Origin of the sequence: Flavobacterium sp. LMO6 (assembly GCF_009495795.1) — a bacterium.
Lineage (GTDB): Bacteria > Bacteroidota > Bacteroidia > Flavobacteriales > Flavobacteriaceae > Flavobacterium.
In genome coordinates, this window is the sequence record NZ_WIBH01000006.1 from 150,023 (window position 1) to 166,119 (window position 16,097).

At 30.4% G+C, this 16,097-nt stretch carries 17 protein-coding genes; 9 read left to right on the forward strand and 8 right to left on the reverse strand.

What is annotated here, in order from left to right; all coding sequences use genetic code 11:
* The first annotated feature begins 6 nt into the window (after positions 1–6).
* The 4 genes from GFJ99_RS08175 to GFJ99_RS08190 all read left to right on the forward strand — a co-directional run bounded on the left by GFJ99_RS08175 (position 7) and on the right by GFJ99_RS08190 (position 2,931).
* Positions 7–834 (forward strand): mechanosensitive ion channel family protein, encoded by an 828-nt coding sequence (locus tag GFJ99_RS08175; protein WP_153208299.1) that lies wholly within the window; start codon positions 7–9, stop codon positions 832–834.
* A gap of 10 nt (positions 835–844) precedes the next feature.
* A complete protein-coding gene (locus GFJ99_RS08180) occupies positions 845–2,008 on the forward strand; it encodes a sigma-54 dependent transcriptional regulator (protein ID WP_153208300.1) in 1,164 nt (387 codons plus the stop codon).
* Between the two features lie 78 nt (positions 2,009–2,086).
* Positions 2,087–2,701: a DEAD/DEAH box helicase gene (locus tag GFJ99_RS08185; RefSeq protein WP_153208301.1), complete on the forward strand. Its 615-nt coding sequence runs from the start codon at positions 2,087–2,089 to the stop codon at positions 2,699–2,701.
* Between the two features lie 11 nt (positions 2,702–2,712).
* Entirely contained in the window at positions 2,713–2,931 is a 219-nt protein-coding gene (locus GFJ99_RS08190; protein WP_008253515.1) for a DUF2007 domain-containing protein, read from the forward strand.
* Between the two features lie 55 nt (positions 2,932–2,986).
* Here the strand turns inward: GFJ99_RS08190 and GFJ99_RS08195 are convergent, their stop codons facing one another.
* Positions 2,987–5,107, reverse strand: a complete 2,121-nt coding sequence (locus tag GFJ99_RS08195) for a M3 family metallopeptidase (protein WP_153208302.1) — start codon at positions 5,105–5,107, stop codon at positions 2,987–2,989.
* Positions 5,108–5,285: 178 nt separating this feature from the next.
* Between GFJ99_RS08195 and GFJ99_RS08200 the strand changes: the two genes are divergently transcribed.
* Together GFJ99_RS08200 and GFJ99_RS08205 are read left to right on the forward strand one after the other, a co-directional pair.
* The gene (locus GFJ99_RS08200) at positions 5,286–6,917 is read left to right on the forward strand and encodes an ABC-F family ATP-binding cassette domain-containing protein (RefSeq protein ID WP_008253513.1); all 1,632 of its coding nucleotides are present in this window, start codon (positions 5,286–5,288) and stop codon (positions 6,915–6,917) included.
* A 106-nt stretch (positions 6,918–7,023) separates the two neighbouring features.
* Positions 7,024–8,664 carry an amidase family protein gene (locus GFJ99_RS08205; RefSeq protein ID WP_153208303.1) on the forward strand — a complete coding sequence of 547 codons (1,641 nt, stop codon included), beginning with the start codon at positions 7,024–7,026 and terminating at the stop codon, positions 8,662–8,664.
* A gap of 8 nt (positions 8,665–8,672) precedes the next feature.
* On the opposite strand, the gene GFJ99_RS08210 is transcribed toward GFJ99_RS08205, so the two are convergent.
* From GFJ99_RS08210 to GFJ99_RS08240, 7 genes are all read right to left on the reverse strand, one after another.
* Positions 8,673–9,017 carry a hypothetical protein gene (locus GFJ99_RS08210; RefSeq protein ID WP_153208304.1) on the reverse strand — a complete coding sequence of 115 codons (345 nt, stop codon included), beginning with the start codon at positions 9,015–9,017 and terminating at the stop codon, positions 8,673–8,675.
* Entirely contained in the window at positions 9,007–9,321 is a 315-nt protein-coding gene (locus GFJ99_RS08215; protein ID WP_153208305.1) for a hypothetical protein, read from the reverse strand. Before GFJ99_RS08215 ends, GFJ99_RS08210 begins: the two co-directional genes overlap by 11 nt.
* Positions 9,322–9,365: 44 nt before the next feature.
* Positions 9,366–10,259 carry a hypothetical protein gene (locus GFJ99_RS08220; RefSeq protein ID WP_153208306.1) on the reverse strand — a complete coding sequence of 298 codons (894 nt, stop codon included), beginning with the start codon at positions 10,257–10,259 and terminating at the stop codon, positions 9,366–9,368.
* Between the two features lie 2 nt (positions 10,260–10,261).
* Positions 10,262–10,795 (reverse strand): RNA polymerase sigma factor, encoded by a 534-nt coding sequence (locus GFJ99_RS08225; protein WP_153208307.1) that lies wholly within the window; start codon positions 10,793–10,795, stop codon positions 10,262–10,264.
* Positions 10,796–11,019: 224 nt separating this feature from the next.
* Complete coding sequence (locus GFJ99_RS08230) at positions 11,020–11,715, reverse strand: ABC transporter ATP-binding protein (protein ID WP_153208308.1); 696 nt, start codon at positions 11,713–11,715, stop codon at positions 11,020–11,022.
* Between the two features lie 20 nt (positions 11,716–11,735).
* The gene (locus GFJ99_RS08235; RefSeq protein ID WP_153208309.1) at positions 11,736–13,199 is read right to left on the reverse strand and encodes a DUF5687 family protein; all 1,464 of its coding nucleotides are present in this window, start codon (positions 13,197–13,199) and stop codon (positions 11,736–11,738) included.
* 50 nt (positions 13,200–13,249) lie between these two features.
* The gene (locus tag GFJ99_RS08240) at positions 13,250–14,071 is read right to left on the reverse strand and encodes a hypothetical protein (protein WP_153208310.1); all 822 of its coding nucleotides are present in this window, start codon (positions 14,069–14,071) and stop codon (positions 13,250–13,252) included.
* 76 nt (positions 14,072–14,147) lie between these two features.
* On the opposite strand from GFJ99_RS08240, the gene GFJ99_RS08245 reads away from it, so the two are divergent.
* The 3 genes from GFJ99_RS08245 (at position 14,148) to GFJ99_RS08255 (ending at position 16,013) form a co-directional block, all read left to right on the forward strand.
* Entirely contained in the window at positions 14,148–15,029 is an 882-nt protein-coding gene (locus GFJ99_RS08245; protein ID WP_153208311.1) for a PPK2 family polyphosphate kinase, read from the forward strand.
* Between the two features lie 16 nt (positions 15,030–15,045).
* A complete protein-coding gene (locus GFJ99_RS08250; RefSeq protein ID WP_008253500.1) occupies positions 15,046–15,615 on the forward strand; it encodes a cob(I)yrinic acid a,c-diamide adenosyltransferase in 570 nt (189 codons plus the stop codon).
* A 176-nt stretch (positions 15,616–15,791) separates the two neighbouring features.
* A complete protein-coding gene (locus tag GFJ99_RS08255) occupies positions 15,792–16,013 on the forward strand; it encodes a DUF2795 domain-containing protein (protein ID WP_002986941.1) in 222 nt (73 codons plus the stop codon).
* The last annotated feature ends 84 nt before the right edge of the window (positions 16,014–16,097 follow it).

A 16,097-nucleotide genomic window follows, 5' to 3' on the forward strand; every position in this document is an offset into this window, starting at 1 on the left:
ATTATAATGCTTAAGCAGATTTTAGAAATACTAAAATTAAAGTTAATTGACACTAAAACTATAGATTTTACTGTTGCAAATTTATTGTTATTAATTTTTGTTTTATTTGTTACAACAATTGTACTTAAGTTTATTAGAAAAATAGTTACTCGTAAACTTCCATTAGAAGATTCAAATAAGTTTATTAGTGTTTTTCAATTCATAAAATACGTAGTTTATGTTTTAGTATTTATGTTTACCATGCATTCTTGTGGTGTAAATATGAGTGTGTTTTTAACAGCTTCTGCCGCTTTATTTGTTGGAATTGGTTTTGCACTTCAAACATTTTTTCAAGATTTAATTTCAGGAATATTAATTATTTTGGACCAATCATTACATGTTGGTGATATTATTGAAGTAGATGGAAAAGTGGGAGAAGTTAAAGAAATTAAATTAAGAACAACCCGCGTTGTTACAAGAAACGATAGAGTTATGGTTATACCTAATCATAAATTTATGATAGAAACATTATTTAACTGGACTCAAAATAACACTACTAATAGAGAACAAGTTTCGGTTGGAGTAGCATATGGAAGTGATGTAAATTTAGTAAAGCGATTATTAATTGAGGCTGCAAGAGAAACAGAAGGCGTAATAGAACCAGAGAGTATAACTGTACTTTTTGAAGATTTTGCAGATTCATCACTTAATTTTTCAGTTTACTTTTACGTTGCAAACGGAATGAAAAGTCCAAGAATTCAAAGTGATATTCGCTTTAAAATAGACGAATCGTTTAAAATAAATAAAGTAGCTATTCCTTTTCCACAAAGAGATATTCGTATTATAAATCAGTAAATAAAATTATATGCCAAAAATATTAATCATAGAAGACGAAGCCGCGATCAGAAGAGTATTGACTAAAATACTTTCTGAAGAAAATGACACTTATGTAGTAGATGAAGCAGAAGATGGTTTACAAGGTGTAGAAAAAGTTAAAAATGAAGATTATGATTTAATTCTTTGCGATATTAAAATGCCAAAAATGGATGGTGTTGAGGTATTAGAAGCGATTAAAAAAATAAAGCCCGAAATTCCTATGGTCATGATATCAGGTCATGGCGATTTAGAAACCGCTATAAATACAATGCGTTTAGGCGCTTTTGATTATATTTCAAAACCACCTGATTTAAATCGTTTGTTAAATACAGTTCGTAACGCTTTAGATAAAAAACAATTAGTTGTTGAGAACAAAATCTTGAAAAAGAAAGTCTCTAAAAACTATGAAATGATTGGAAATAGCGAAGCCATTAATCATATTAAAACCATGATTGATAAAGTAGCTCCAACAGATGCTAGAGTTTTAATTACGGGTCCAAATGGAACAGGTAAAGAATTAGTAGCTCATCAATTGCATGAAAGAAGTCAACGTTCTAATGCTGCAATTATTGAAGTAAATTGTGCTGCAATTCCTTCAGAGTTAATTGAAAGCGAATTATTTGGTCATGTTAAAGGAGCGTTTACTTCGGCAGTCAAAGATAGAGCTGGAAAGTTTGAAGCAGCAGATGGCGGAACCATTTTTTTAGATGAAATTGGCGATATGAGTCTACCTGCTCAAGCAAAAGTTTTACGAGCTTTACAAGAAAATTTAATTCAAAGAGTAGGAGCAGACAAAGACATTAAAGTTAATGTTCGTGTAGTTGCTGCCACTAATAAAGATTTAAAAAAGGAAATAGAAGAAGGAAGATTTAGAGAAGATTTATATCATCGTTTAGCAGTTATTTTAATTAAAGTTCCGGCTTTAAATGAAAGAAGAGATGATATTCCTGAATTAATTGAACATTTTGCAGTAAAGATTGCTTCTGAGCAAGGAACTTCTCCAAAATCCTTTTCAAAATCAGCTATTAAATTATTACAAGAATACGATTGGACAGGAAACATAAGAGAATTAAGAAATGTGGTTGAACGCTTAATAATTTTAGGCGGAAATGAAATTTCAGAACAAGACGTAAAACTGTTTGCGAGTAAATAATATAAAGTGAATTGTGATTAGTAATTAGTGAATGGTTTGCTAATTACTAATCACTATTCACTAATTACTAAATATAAAATGCAATTAAAAAAAATACATCCAAATCTTCAAAAAGCATTGATTGAAAATGATTTAATCGAAGCTAATGAAATGCAACAAGAAACATTTTCTACTATTAAAAGTGGAGCAGATGCTGTTATCCAATCGATTAGCGGTTCGGGTAAAACCACTACTATTTTATTAAATGTTATTCAAAGAATGGATAAACCAATTGGCGAAAGTACACGTGCTTTGGTTTTGGTTCAAAATAAAGAAAAAGTGATTGAAGCTGTAGAACAGTTTAAAAAGTTGAATCACTATAACAATTTAAGGGTTTTTGGTGTTCATGAAAAAGGAGATATAGATTACGATAAAAATCAAATTTCGTTAGGAATGGATGTTTTAATTGGAACTCCTATCCGAATTAATGATATGTTTTCTTCTGCCGGATTTAATATGAATACCATTAAAATGTTTGTAGTTGATGATGTAGAAGAAATGCTACGAAAAAGAGAAGATTCAATTATTCAAAGATTATCTATGAGTGCCGAAAAAACGCAACGTTTGTTTTTCTGTTCTCAAATTACAGAAAGAGTAGAAATCTTAGCTGATAGAATTATGATTGAACCACTTTTTTTTGAAATGGAAGATTAAATAAAAACAATATGGGAATAATGAAAGTTTTTTCGGGAAGTGAAATTCTTGCCGATGCATTGAAACAAAAAATTGAAGAAGTAGGAGTAGAAGTTGTAAAAAAAGACAATTTACAATCGGCTCGTTTGGCAGGTTTTGGTAATACCGATTTAGCCGTTGAATTATTTGTAGACGAACGTTATTATGGTAAAATTAGTCCTGTTTTGGAAGAATTTAGAATGAGTTTATAAATTGTGAACACAATAAAACCAAAAAGCTCCTGAATTTTCAGGAGCTTTTTGGTTTTTATTTTACTTGATCTAAACCTCTTTTTCTTAATAATGGTTCCACACTTGGTGCAGCGCCTCTAAAGCTTTTGTACAATTCCATTGGATCTTCTGTTCCGCCTTTTTCTAAAACATTTGTTCTAAACGATTTGGCATAATCAGAATTAAATAAACCATTAATTTTAAACACTTCAAAAGCATCAGTATCTAAAACTCCCGACCAAATATAACTGTAATATCCTGCTGAATAACCTCCGGCAAAAATATGGTTAAAATAAGTGCTTCGGTATCTTGAGATAATTGTTGCAGGCAAATTAATTTTGTTCATTGCTGTTTTTTCAAATGTTTCAGCATCTATTGTAATAGCCGATTTTTGAGTATGATATGCCATATCTAATAAAGAAGCAGCTAAATATTCAGTTGTTATAAATCCTTGATCAAAAGTGCCTGCCTTTTGCATTTTCTCAATTAAAGCATCCGGAATTACTTCACCTGTTTTATAATGTTTGGCATACATTCTCATTACTTCAGGTTCAGAAGCCCAGTTTTCCATAATTTGCGATGGTAATTCTACAAAATCTCTTGGAACGCTTGTGCCTGCTAAACTTTCATAAGTTACATTCGATAATAAGCCGTGTAAAGCATGTCCAAATTCATGGAAAAAAGTACTTACTTCATCAAAAGTCAATAAAGCCGGAGCATTTTCTGTAGGTTTAGTAAAATTACAAACAATAGAAACTACAGGAGCAATACGTTTACCGTTTTCCATTTTTTGAGAACGATAAGAAGTCATCCAAGCGCCACCTCTTTTTGAAGCTCTCGGATGAAAGTCCATATATAAAATTCCAACGTGACTTCCGTTAGCTTCTGTTACTTCCCAAACGGTTACATCTTCGTGGTATTTAGGAACATTATTCAATTGTTTGAACTCTAATCCGTATAAATTTTTACAAACGGTAAATACACCTTCTCTTGTTTTTTCTAAACTAAAGTAAGGTTTCATTTCTTGTTCGTCTAAATTAAAACGCTCTTTTCTAATTTTTTCAGTATAATATCTCCAATCATAAGGTTGAACATCATCTTTTATTCCGTCTTTTTGCATCATTACTTTGATGTCAGCGGCTTCTTTGTTAGCCATATTTAAAGCAGGAACCCATAAATCATTCAATAATTTAATTGCCGTTTCCGGATTTTTAGCCATCGATTTTTCTAAAACATAATCCGCATGAGTAGCATAGCCTAATAAACGCGCTTTTTCACCTCTTAAATTGGCAATTTTAATAGCAAGTTCTTTATTGTCTTTATCATTATTATTGTTTGCTCTCATTTGGTAAGCATTCCAAATTTCTGAACGCAATTTTCTATTCGAACTATATTGTAAAAATGGCATAACACTCGAATTTGACAAAGTAAATACCCATTTACCTTCTTTTTTTCTAGATTTAGCATCGGCAGCAGCAGTTTCAATAAGTTCATTTGGCAATCCGGCTAAATCGTTTTTATCAGCAATTACTAATTCATACGCATTGGTTTCTGCTAAAATATTCTGACCATATTTTAATGTAGCAACCGCCATTTCTGAATTAATTTCTCTTAATCTTTTTTTATTCTCTTCAGATAAATTAGCACCACTTCTAATAAAATTTTTATATAAATTTTCTAAAATTTTAGCTTGCTCTTTATTTAAATTGAAGTTCTTTTGGTTGTCCCAAACCGTTTTTACTCTTTTGAATAAAGCATCATTCAAATAAATATTATCGTTATGAGCTGATAATTTGGGTGCTAATTCTTTTGCAATAGCTTGAATTTCTTTATTCGTATTTGCACTATTTAGATTATAGAAAACGGTACTTACTTTTGAAAGTAATTTTCCCGAATTTTCCATGGCCAAAACCGTATTATCAAACGTTGCTTTTTCTTTGTTAGAAACGATAGCGTTAATTTCGGCTTCTTGTTTTTTAATTCCTTCTAAAATAGCCGGTTTAAAATGCACATTTTTAATTAAATCAAATGGAGGAACTTGATAAGGCGTGGTATACGTTTCAAAAAACGGATTCATAGCGGTTTTGTTTTTGTCTTGTGATTGTATGGAAACAGCACTTGTTAATGCTGAAAATAAAAGTAAAGTTTTGATTTTCATTTTTTCGGATTTAAAAAGTAAAAATAAATGATTTTTTCGAGTTTGATAAATACTTAACTATATTTTATGAAATCGTTTACTACCATTCTAAAATCAAATTTTAAATCTATCTTTGCACCTTCAAAAATTTAAGGAATCACTTTTAACCTTTTAAACCTTAAACTTTTAAACTTACATTATGATTACAGTAAACGACATTGCCGTAGAATTTGGCGGAACCACTCTTTTTAGCGAAGTAACTTTTGCCATTAATGAAAATGATAAAATTGCCTTAATGGGTAAAAATGGAGCTGGTAAATCTACGCTTTTAAAAATTGTTGCCGGAGAAAACAAACCTACTCGTGGTGTGATTTCGGCGCCAAGTGATGCTGTAATTGCTTATTTACCACAGCACTTGTTAACTTCAGATGATTGTACTGTAATGGAAGAAACATCAAAAGCGTTTGCTGATGTATTGGATATGAAGAAAGAAATCGACGAAATTAACGAGCAATTAACCATTCGTACTGATTATGAAAGTGATGAGTATATGAAACTAATTGAACGCGTTTCGGAATTATCTGAAAAATTTTATTCAATTGAAGAAGTAAATTATGAAGCGGAAGTTGAAAAAGTTTTAAAAGGGTTAGGTTTTGAACGTGAAGATTTTACGAGACAAACTTCAGAATTTTCTGGAGGTTGGAGAATGCGAATTGAATTAGCAAAAATCCTTTTGAAAAAACCCGATTTAATTTTGTTAGATGAGCCTACGAATCACATGGATATCGAAAGTATTCAGTGGTTAGAAGATTTCTTGATTAATCAAGCGAAAGCGGTTATGGTAATTTCCCATGATAAAACCTTTGTAGATAATATTACCAATCGTACTATTGAAGTTACAATGGGACGAATTTACGATTACAAAGCCGTATATTCAGAATATTTAGAATTACGAAAAGATAGAAGAATTCACCAACAAAAAGCATACGACGAACAACAAAAATTCATCGCAGAAAATCAAGCGTTTATTGATCGTTTTAGAGGAACTTTTTCTAAAACAGAATCGGTGCAATCGCGTGTAAAAATGTTAGAAAAAATTGTTCCAATTGAAGTGGACGAAATTGATACTTCGGCATTAAAATTAAAATTTCCACCTTCGCCACGTTCTGGGCAATATCCTGTGGTTGTAGAAGGTTTATCAAAAAAATATGGCGACCATGTTGTTTTCAAAGATGCTAACATGGTAATCGAGCGTGGTCAAAAAGTAGCTTTAGTTGGGAAAAATGGTGAAGGAAAATCAACCATGATTAAAGCAATTATGGGCGAAATTGATTTTGATGGAAAACTAGAAGTAGGACATAATGCTCAAATTGGTTATTTTGCGCAAAATCAGGCTTCGTTATTAGATGGTGAAATGACTATTTTTGAAACGATAGACCAAATTGCCGTTGGCGATGTTCGTACGAAAATCAAAGATTTATTAGGTGCATTCATGTTCAAAGGTGACGATATTCAAAAGAAAGTAAAAGTGCTTTCTGGTGGAGAAAAAACGCGTCTGGCCATGATTAAATTATTATTAGAACCTGTAAATGTTTTAATTCTGGATGAGCCAACGAATCACTTAGATATGAAAACCAAAGACATTATTAAAGATGCTTTACGTGATTTTGATGGCACCTTAATCTTAGTGTCGCATGACCGTGATTTCTTAGACGGTTTAGCCGAAAAAGTATTTGAATTTGGACATAAACGCGTGAAAGAACATTTCGAAGACATCAAAGGTTTCTTAGCGCATAAGAAAATGGATTCTTTAAAAGAGATAGAGAAATAATTTTCGATTAAACGTAAATAGTTAAAAAGCTCCATTTGGAGCTTTTTTTGTTTTTTATTTGTTTCATTTATTTTGATATATTTGTTATCATCTAGAATTTATAAACATGAAATATAGTTATTTAATAATCGTTTTTGCTTTTTTCTCTTGTTCTAAGAATAGTATTCCAAATAAAGTATGGACTCCTTACGATGAGACATCTCAAATAGAAAATTTTGCTACTAATGAGAATGAAAGAATGCGCTTTAAACTTATTCAATCTAAAAATTTGGATAAGAATGAAATTTTTAAATCAATTTATAATCAAATTGGCGATTTTAGTGAAGAAGACTATATTGAATTACTTCCTTATATTTTAGATAAAAATATTTTAAGTATTCAAAACAGTATTGATAATAAAAAGTTGAATTACGAAAAATTAACAAAATGGTATTTGTATAGAATTTTGAAGTTTGAAAGCGATAAAGAAACTTTTTTAAATGCAATTATTTCAATAAACGACAATGCAGTAGAAGAGGCAAGACAATGTGATCTCAAAAGAAGCCAAAAAAAAATCCATCCAATTTATGGAATGCCAATTTTACTTAAAGATAATATTAATGCAGAGGGAATGCCAACTACAGCAGGTGCAGTCGCTTTAAAAAATAATTCGAGTCAAAATGCTTTTATTGTAAAACAACTTATTGCTAAGGGTGGTATTGTTTTAGGCAAGGCAAATTTGAGTGAATGGGCTTATTTTTTATGTGATAGTTGTCCTAGTGGTTATAGTGCAATTGGCGGACAAACGTTAAACCCGTATGGAAGAACAATTTTTGATACTGGTGGATCGAGTTCAGGAAGCGGTGTTGCTGTTGCCGCAAATTATGCTGTTGCCGCTGTTGGCTCAGAAACATCGGGCTCTATTATTTCACCATCTAGTCAAAATTCTTTAGTAGGACTTAAGCCTACCATAGGTAAAGTGAGTAGAACTGGAATTATTCCTATTTCATCTACTTTAGACACGGCAGGTCCAATGGCTAAAAACGTTGTTGATACTGCAATTTTACTTTCTGCAATTATGGGTTATGATAATGAGGATGAAAGTTCAGTTAAATCTTCAAATACAAATTTTTGGTCGAGTTTTTCAGAGAACGAATTAAAAGGTAAACGATTTGGTATTTTTAAATCGTATTTAGATAATGCGGTTTATAAACAAACTATAGAAAATTTAAAATTACAAGGAGCAGAAATTATTGAAATTGAATCTCAAAATGTAAATTTTAGCGGTTTTGTTACTTTTTTAAATGCCGATATGAAAGTAGATTTGCCTAAATATTTAAAATCGTATTCTTCAGTTTATGAAAACTTTAAAACAGTTGATGATTTTGTTGCTTTCAATAAAAAAGATACAATTTCTCGAATCCCTTACGGTCAAGCTTTGTTTGAAGGAATTGTAGCGGAAACTATTTCTGAAGAAGATTTTGAAAAATTAAAAAAAACCTTTCATACTGAAGCCGTTTCGTTTTTTGAAACTCCAATTAAAAAACATAATCTAGACGCCATTTTATCAATTAATAATTATAATTCAGGGCACGCTGCAATGGCTAAATATCCTTGTTTAACAGTACCAATGGGTTATAATGATTCAGGTGAACCTATTGGAATTACATTTATTACAAGACCATTTGAAGAAGATAAATTGTTGAAAATAGGCTATGCGTTTGAAAAGTTAAATCCAATTAGAATTTCACCAAAAAAATATAATTGATTTCATTTTTATTTACGATTTAACCATTTCTCAAAACCTAAAACACTGGGTTTAATTTCTTTTTGCCATAATTTACCAAAAGTTTTATTTAAGTATTCAAAAACCATAGCATTTTTAGTTTCATATTCTTTAAAATTGGTAGGAGCAATACATCCAAAATCGTGAAATTGAATATTGTATTTTTTTGCAAAAGCCAGATCTTCTTTGGTGATTACAGATGCAATTCCGCCCAAAACATAAATGGTTTTAGTGCTTGAATTAATTTCGATTTTGGCTGTCTCTGTTTGTTTTTTCTCTTGTGCTTGGGATGCTAAAGTGAAAAGAAAAGAAATGAGAATTAGTTTAAAGTTCATTTTTGTATTGTTTGTAAATTTTTCTAAGTTTTCTTTTCGAAATATTTTTAGTTGTAATAACAATAACACCATTTTTTCCTTTTTCTCCATACATCGATTTGGCTTTTTCATCTTTCCAAACGGTTACCGATTCAATATCATTTGGATTTAAGAATTCTATAACTTCATATTTTAAGATGGAATCGTTTACTACAATTAATGGATCGTTTTTTTTGGAAACAATTTTTACATTCTTATCTTGACTAAAAGTGATATTTACTATAAATAGTACAACAATTGTTAGTGTGTATTTGAAAGTTTTCATTTTTATGTTTTTATGTTTTGATTTTTGAATTTGACATTGAATTTTTACTTCTTAATTGAAATTATAACCACTCCTTTTTCTCCTTTTTTACCGTAAATTTTTACAGCATCTGCAGGTTGGATGACTTCAATTGTATCGATTTTTTGTTTGTTCAAAGGCGCGTATGGACTTGTAGGATTTTCTCCAAATAGCGATTCTTCCGAGTATTCTTCTCCATTAATAAAATAAATAGGTTCTTTTAGTTCTATAATCGATTCAATTTTGTCAGAATCTAAATTAGAAAGCGATTTTTTACTCAATTTTCCATCAATAAGAACTAAATCATCATTTGCTGCTTCTTTGTCTTTTTCCTGAGTAGTTTCTGCTAAATTCATAGTAACATCATAACGCTTTCCTTTAGCCAAATAGCCAACATTATTCATTGAAGCTGAATTTGAAATGTTATTATTATAATTCGGAACCAAACTCGATTTAGCCATTTCTTGAACTTCTTCCATAGCAATAGGAGCCAAGAGCAAAACTTCTTTCTTTGATTTATAATTTATGGTATCATTAATTACAATGTTGTTTTGAATTACGATTTGCTGTTGTAAAATTTGTTGGGCTTCTTTTTTAATTACAGGATTTGTATTTACTAATCCGTTTGCCGATTCTGGCATTGGAATATTGTTTTTTGTGGTGTCAATCGTAGTAATTGAATTTATTGGGAGAACAACATTTTCTTTTTCTTGTAGTAAGAAAAAAGTTAGTGTTCCAACTAAAACTATCGATGCTGCTACTGCTAATTTTTTCCACAAATGTTTTTCCTTTTTCAGGGTTTGTGTTTCCAATTTATCTTCCACACGCGCCCAAATCTTTTCCATACCAGGAAAGTCTTTCTGCTCGGCATTTTCGGCAGCTTGTTGTATTTTTTTATATAATTTTTCTTCTGTTCCCATGACTATTTTGCTTTTTGATAATAAAAAGTTCTTACCAATTCTTTTAATTTACTCTTAGCGGCATTCAATTGCGATTTCGATGTTCCTTCACTTATACCAAGTTGCTCAGCAATTTCTTTGTGCGAATAGCCTTCAATCACAAACAAATTAAAAATCGTTTGGCATCCATCTGGAATATAATTTAGTAAATTGAGCAAATCTTCTTCTTCTAAATCAGTAACTTCATCTGCTAAAGGTTGCGAATTGTAACTCACATCTTCCAAATACAAATTAAAGTTGATATTCTTTTTAATTTGTAATAGACAATTGTTCACTGTTATTTTTCTTGCCCAAGCTTCAAAAGCCAAATCTTCTTTTAGTTGTTCTATTTTTGTGAAAATGGTAAAAAAAGCATCGGCCAACACTTCTTCAATTTCTTCCTCTTTTTTTAAATACCGTTTGCACAAACGATAGAGTTTTGGTGCCATAATTTCATACACCAAGCGTTGCGCATCGCGGTGTTGTTTTCGGCAGCCTTGTATGTGTTTTACATCCATAAAATGTTTTTATTGTCAAAATTCAAACTCAAGTTCAAATTCAATGTTCAAATTTTTTTACTTTTTGTACTTGTACTTGAACTTGACATTGTTCTTGTTCTTGACTTCGCTTTTTTATATAGAGCAGAAAAGTTGGTAAAAGGTTGGGACGACTTTAAATTATTTTCAAAAAAAAATCGCAAGTAGTTAAACTTACGATTATAAAAGTATAAAATATTATAGTGTTACACAGCGAAAAACGCTTCTAATTCTTTTAAAGTTTCTTCCGAAGTCATAATGTCTTTAACCACTTCACCTTTGTTTAACGCTACAATACGATTACAAACTTCTACAGTATGAATTAAATCATGACTGGAAATTAATACAGTTACATCTGGATTTTCTGCTAGTTCTTTTACAATTTTCTTTAATCTATTTACAGTTGTTGGATCTAAATTTGCAAAAGGTTCATCTAAAATAACTACTTCCGGATTTCCAATTAAAGTAGCAATAATGCCTACTTTCTTCATGTTTCCTTTCGATAAATCGCGAAGATATTTTTTGGTGTTTAGAATTTCGTTATTAAAAAATTCTTCATATTTCTTTAGTAAAGCATCAATATCTGCCTTGTTTTGTCCACGTAATTCACCAATAAAATAAAAATATTCTTCAGCAGTTAAATAGCCAATTAAAAAACTCTCGTCTAAGAAAGCACCAGTGAATTTTTTCCAATTTTCATTGGTATTTACTTGAATAGTATGATTGATAATTCCACCGGTTGTTGGTTCAATTAAATCTAATAACAAGCTAAAAAATGTTGTTTTTCCAGCGCCATTATTTCCCACAAGACCAAAACTTTGTCCTTTTGGAATTTCTAGTTCCTGAATATTTAAAACAGTAGTGTTGTTATATTTTTTTGTAAGATTATTTACTTGTATCATGATAATTTAGTATAATTAAATTAATTTTTTTGTTTGTATGCAACTATTGTAGCGTATTTTTCTTTCTTATAAATTTTTTCAATAAGTAAGAAAAGTCTCGATTTGAAAAGCAAGCCTAATATTCCAACAAGAGCAATTAATGCTATTCCTATATAAATATTGTCTGCTAAAATTCCTACGCCAAACAGTAAAATTGGAATAACCATTTGCGGTAATGAGAATAATAAGGTTTTAAAATTAAATGCTTTCTTATCGCCAAAAGCTCCTTTTGCCGATTCTAAGTCAATTGCAGTTCTAGTATAAGCACCGGTGAATAATACTAAAAAGGAGTTAAATCCAATATTGTAAATACCTGTTGCTAATATCGTAATATAAATATCCCAACCAAAGTAAATATAAAAGGACGCCAATAGCATACTAATTGCTGTTCCTATAATCATTAACCACCATTTAGAATTCAAGTATTCTTTGTATGAAATACTTTGTGTCATCATAAGCTGATAATAAGAACTATCCCAACTAGGTACAAACTGTCCAAAGTTAATTAGAAAGCCACCTGTTACAAAAACCGCAGCAAATGCTTGCATTACCGAGTTTTTATAAATTTCTTGCGGAAAAAATATAAAACCATAAAACAAGAAAAATAAACTCATATATAAAGTTGTTTTTGCTCGTTTATTTCGCATTAACAGTTTGATGTCGTTTTTTAAAAAAGTGCCTAAAGTTCCAAACTGATTTAACCAAGTTAAATCTTCTGTAGTGGCTAAATTCTTTTTAATATGCAGCCTTTCATCTAAAGTTAAATCTTTTTTAAAGAAATTAAAGGTGAAATAATAGATAAGTACTAGTACTGCAATTGGCAATAATACCATAATTATATTTTCGTATAGCGCTTGAAAGTAGGGTTGTGTGTAAACAGTAATATCAAATAAATTATAATACTGAGATGCAACTAATCCTATGATAATCGTTGCTACAATACCAAAAAGCAGGTCTTTATTGTTGATTAAAATGTTTAAGAAATTAATAAACAGTATAGAGGTTAAAATTCCTAAATGCCAACTGATTACACCTAATATATTGTAATCGTTGTATAGCAATATAATACTAAAAGGAATAAAAAAGAAAGCGTGAGTGGTATTAAAATAGTTTAAAACTGTTTTTCCTAAAGAAAAATGAACAATCGTATTTTTTTTAATAGGAAGAACTAATAAAGGGCGAATGGTTAGCGTAGGTATTTTTTGAAAAAAATAACGCATCATCATATCGGCAAATAAATAGTAAATGATAAACTTATTTACCGTTTGTAAGGGTTCTAACCCCGCTTTTTTTAGTCCGTAAAAAGCACCAAAACCAGCCAAAACAAACATGGAAGCAAAATATAAGAATAGTAATGCCATGAATATTTTAAACGCTAAATTGGTTTTAAATGAAGCAGACCTAACAAAAGATTTCCATTCGAGAGTAAGAAAATGTTTAATCATATTTTTTTGGATTTCTTATTTGTAGTGTTTTTTTGTAAAATGTTACGCATTTATTTTTCAAACGTCAATTTATAAATTATAGCTTCTGAAGTTTCGGTATCGTTATCTTCACACAATAAAAACGCTAATTCATTTTCTGTTTCGTTATAAAGTGTGATGCCTTCAAATTTTTGATGTTCTGATAACAAATGAATTTCTATGAATTCAAAGGTTGGTGCATACATAACCCCTAATATGGTTCCTAAAACTTCTCCATCATCATAAGTTGATAATGTATTTTCGGCGCAAGCCAAGAAATAAATTTTATCGCCAACCAAAACGGCATCGGTAAAAGTGGTTTCGATATTATCTAAAGTTGGAAGAGAAATCGGTACAAATCGAATGCCATCTTCTTGATGATTTGGTATAATAAAAATTCCGTTTTTACTGCCTATAGAATTTCCTCTTTGAAAAAGCAACATGGTTTGATGCGCATAAATGGCGCCTTCAATATTCAATTGATCATCAGCAAAGGAACCAACATTTTTTAATTTTTGATATAGAGCTTTTATATCTTGTGATTTTAAAGTATCGGAACCTAAATCTAAAGTATACATCGAATTTCTTTTTTCGGTTGAACCAGATCCCAATATAATAATCTGATTTCCATATTTCGTAATACATTCTAAATCGGGTTTTTCAGCTTTTTCTATATTTTCTTTAGCCTCTTTTACTAATGGAAATTTTAATAATAGCTTTTTAGAAATGTCGTATTGATATAAAAAATTACTTGAGTCTGAAATAAGAAATAAAACATCTTGAGAATATAATAATCCAGACGGCGCTGAAATTCCTTTTATAGTGAATAGATTTGTAAGTTTGAAATTTTCCATATTTTTACAAAAGTGTTTTTTAATTAGAATAAAAAAGTTTTAAAAATACTAACTTTACCACATTATACCTATAAAAATGAAAAATATCGAAATAGAGGCTTTAAAAGTAACTTCAAATATTAAATTAAGTTCGCTTCCTACTTTTATAGATGTTGAAACTTCTGAAAGTAAAAAAGAAAAAGAACTAGATAAAATAAGAATTAAGCTAAGTAAATTACAAGACAAATTATATGCTCATAACAAATATGGTGTGCTAATTTGCTTGCAAGGTATGGATACTGCTGGTAAAGACAGTTTAGTTCGTGAAGTTTTTAAAGAATTTAATGCTCGTGGTGTAGTGGTGCATAGTTTTAAAACACCAAATTCAAATGAACTAGAACACGATTATTTATGGAGACATTATATTGCATTGCCAGAAAAAGGAAAGTTTTCAGTTTTTAACAGAACGCATTATGAAAATGTATTGGTAACAAGAGTGCACCCTAATTATATTTTGAATGAAAATATTCCAGGTATAAATTCTGTAGAAGATATAACGGCAGATTTTTGGGAAAATCGTTTTGAAAGCATCAATAATTTTGAAAAACACATAACTTCAAACGGAGTTATTGTTTTGAAATTTTTCTTACATCTAAGTAAGGAAGAGCAAAGACTTCGATTAATAAGACGATTAGAAACAGAAAAACACAATTGGAAGTTTTCTCCAGGCGATCTAAAAGAAAGAGAGTTGTGGGATGCTTATCAGGTTTGTTATGAAGAAGCAATTAATAAAACTTCTAAAAAGCATGCTCCTTGGTATGTAATTCCTGCAGATAATAAAGAAACGGCTCGCTATTTAGTAGCCAAAACTATTTTAGAAGAATTACAGAAATATTCTGATATAAAAGAACCAGAATTAGAACCAGAAATTAAAGAAAATATAAAAATGTATCGCGATAAATTAGCGAATGAGAAATAAAAAAGAAAAAAATTAAATGAAAGTATATACTAAAACTGGCGATAGCGGAACTACTGCATTGTTTGGAGGAACACGTGTTCCAAAGCATCATATTAGAATTGAAAGTTACGGAACAGTTGATGAATTAAATTCGCACATCGGGTTAATTCGCGATCAAGAGATGAGTGATTTATATAAGAATGTACTTATTGAAGTTCAAGATCGTTTATTTACGGTTGGAGCTATATTGGCAACACCGCCAGAAAAAGAAACCTTAAAAAACGGTCAACCTCGTTTACAAAACTTAGGAATAATAGAGTCAGATATAGTGTTTTTAGAAAATGAAATTGACACTATGGAAGAAGCTTTGCCTCCAATGACACATTTTGTGCTGCCTGGAGGTCATACAACTGTGTCATATTGTCATATTGCACGCTGTGTTTGTCGCAGAGCCGAACGTTTAGCAGTGCATTTAAATGACATTGAACCTACAGACGAGTTAGTAATTAAGTATCTAAACCGACTTTCTGACTATCTTTTTGTCTTGGCACGAAAGTTGTCTCATGATTTGAACGCTGACGAAGTACAATGGATACCTCGAAAGTAGTAATCAGAGTTTAGTTTTATGAAGAAAAAGAAGCCAAATGGCTCTTACTGAATACTAAAAACCAACCACTGAACACTAAAAAAATAAACGTTCTTAAATTTTTAAAAAAAAAGTAAAAAAAAACTTGCCTTATTGGGTAATAAATTTATTTTTGCATAAACTTAAATCGATAAAAGATGTATTGGACATTAGAATTAGCTTCATACTTAAGTGATGCACCTTGGCCAGCAACCAAAGATGAACTTATCGACTATGCTATTAGAACTGGAGCACCATTAGAAGTGGTAGAAAACTTACAGTCTATAGAAGACGAAGGAGAAATCTATGAATCAATGGAAGAGATTTGGCCTGATTATCCTACTGACGAAGATTATCTTTGGAATGAGGATGAATATTAAAAATAAATAAACACAACAGAAACAAGTCTCTTTACCGAGACTTTTTTTGTGGTTATATTTGCAAACCTATTTAGAAAATAAAAA